The organism is Okeania sp. (genome assembly GCF_983059655.1).
The window spans coordinates 1-2,076 of the sequence record NZ_CEZPJD010001105.1; the positions used below are offsets into that span (position 1 = coordinate 1).

Sequence of the window (2,076 nt, forward strand, 5' to 3'; positions counted from 1 at the left end):
TTTATTTTTCTGGTGTTATATCATTTCTCAAAAACTTTTCAACCCGTATCTTGAGTGGGGGAGTAGAGGAGTGGAGGAGAGGTAAACATCAGAATAATTCATGCTAACCAGCGTGCTAATTATCAACAAGATGATAAAGCTATAGTATTTTCAAATGATATGTAAATCTAGATTGAGTTTTTTTCTAATCAAAAAATACTGTCTTGAGTATCCATTCATTATTGTGGGAAACTACTATTTAATGCTGTTTTCTCTGTCTTGATAATTAAGGTAAAAATACTCTCCTTTAAAGGATAAACAAGAAAATATTTTCCTTTTATTCAATCCTCTGTTATATCATTTCTCAGAAACTTTTCAACCCGTATCTTGAGCAGGGGAGTGGGGGAGTGAGGCAGTAGGGGAGTCGAGGAGTGAGGGAGTAGGGGAGTGGGGGAGAAGTAAACATCAGAATAATTAATGCTAAGCAGGGTGCTAATTATTAGCAAGATGATAAAGCTATAGTATTTTCAAATGATATGTAAATCTAGATTGAGTTTTTTTCTAATCAAAAAATACTGTCTTGAGTATCCATTCATTATTGTGGGAAACTACTATTTAATGCTGTTTTCTCTGTCTTGATAATTAAGGTAAAAATACTCTCCTTTAAAGGATAAACAAGAAAATATTTTCCTTTTATTCAATCATCTAGGGAGATATAATTATCAATTATCCATTATCAATTATTTAATTTTTCCTGCTACCTCCATATCTTTTACCCTTTTAATAGGACTATGTTTCCGTATTTCAAATGAAAAAACTATACTGTTAATTACTTAATAATTGAAGTGCTACTTAAGTTAAGCATTAATCCATAGTAATTGGTATTAGGGAGCTTCTATTTCCCAATAGTGTTAAACAAGTTCAACTTTATTTAAAAATCTCAATATCATTGATTTATCGATTGATATAAAATTAAATCAGGTTGAATAACCTCACTTCAATTTAGTTGCCAGTAGAGGATGCTAAACTCTTACTCGAAATCATCTATTGTAGTTGTAGACACTGTAGAAAAAGTATTATGATTTCGTTCTGCTACTACTTTGTAAATTTTGTAAGATTTTTTTGAATATTTCATAGGCATAAGCTAGGAAGTAAATAATATCTAAAACCATTAATATAATACCAATTACTAACATATTTATACTCCCATTTTTTTTGCCGACACTCATAAAAATACTTGCTATAATTCCTACTAAAAGCACAATCAACAAAACTATTTTTTGTTCAAACATAATAATTTTTATTGATTAATTTTTCTAGTAATATCAAGTCCGGTAGTATTGGTATTATCAGGTAAGGGTAAGGAAGAAGGAAGAGAGAGAAAGGCTTAAAAGTCTGAAAAAAACTGAAATTTCCTCTAGATATTAACGCTTAGGTTTACACAAATTATAGCGGATATGATATAGCTCACATTATACGATTAATCCCTTCTGCATAGAAATCTTTGAGACGTTCATCAAAATCAGTAAAATCAGGTTCAATAATTAAAGGAATTCGTAGTAATTCAATCTTATGTTCATCAGAAAAATTTTCAATTATTTTTCCATTGTGCTTCACTAAAATATGTTTAATTGCTAGTAAAACAATTTCATTTCCTGTTACATATCCTAAAAATATTGGATGAAATATTAGATCGGAATAACGATAGGATATACTAGCCCCTCCTTCTAAATATGAAAATGTCAAATCTTTCCAGTCCCAATTTATATTTATAATTAAAGAGGCCAAAGTTACTTCTCTTTCTTTAAAAATAGAAAAATCATAACCAAGTTCCCTAGTTATATCCTCCACAAATTTAAAAACTTTTCTAATGATTTTTTTTGTAATATCTTGAAATAACTTCTTTTCTGCATTAATTGATACTTTGTATTTAATCTCTTCAAATAAAATTTCAGTTTTTGTAGGTTCTTGGTTTTCTGAATCTAAAATATTCATCAAAACTGGTTTCAGCTCATTTATAGACTGCCAACGAGAATCTATTCTTACTTGAAAAGTTCTATCAAAAACTCTATTGATTTTAGATAGTATGTGTTGGGG

1 protein-coding gene and 1 pseudogene are annotated in these 2,076 nt (G+C 29.1%); both read right to left on the reverse strand.

Annotated elements, in window-relative coordinates:
* Nucleotides 1–1,055: 1,055 nt before the first annotated feature.
* Nucleotides 1,056–1,271, reverse strand: coding sequence for a hypothetical protein (locus tag AC3DU7_RS32235; protein ID WP_488043299.1), 216 nt, complete (start codon nt 1,269–1,271; stop codon nt 1,056–1,058).
* A 175-nt stretch (nt 1,272–1,446) separates the two neighbouring features.
* Nucleotides 1,447–2,076: pseudogene (locus AC3DU7_RS32240) on the reverse strand (hypothetical protein); the annotation flags it as partial.